The organism is Paenibacillus sp. 32O-W, from assembly GCF_007679495.1.
In the GTDB taxonomy this organism is placed as follows: Bacteria; Bacillota; Bacilli; order Paenibacillales; family NBRC-103111; genus Paenibacillus_L; species Paenibacillus_L residui.
Genome location: NZ_VEGP01000213.1, coordinates 1 through 287, shown reverse-complemented (window position 1 = coordinate 287; position 287 = coordinate 1). Strand labels below are relative to the sequence as shown.

The 287-nt window shown below is 45.3% G+C and carries 1 tRNA gene and 1 rRNA gene; both read left to right on the top strand.

The features are described 5' to 3' along the window. A 16S ribosomal RNA gene (locus tag FS806_RS25490) occupies positions 1–68 on the top strand; the annotation flags it as partial. A 143-nt stretch (positions 69–211) separates the two neighbouring features. Further along, positions 212–287: transfer RNA gene (locus FS806_RS25485), tRNA-Ala, on the top strand.

Sequence of the window (287 nt, the reverse complement as noted above, 5' to 3'; positions counted from 1 at the left end):
GGTAGATGATTGGGGTGAAGTCGTAACAAGGTAGCCGTATCGGAAGGTGCGGCTGGATCACCTCCTTTCTAAGGATAATTTCATTTGAACCTGGAGTTCAAATGTATCAAAATAGTTTCTTAAGGGAAACTACAAAATGGCTTGTGTTGAAATTCATTTGTTCAGTTTTGATGGAGTTTTCATTTTAAACCCATCATTTCTTATCGCATGAGGGGCCATAGCTCAGCTGGGAGAGCGCCTGCCTTGCAAGCAGGAGGTCAGCGGTTCGATCCCGCTTGGCTCCACCA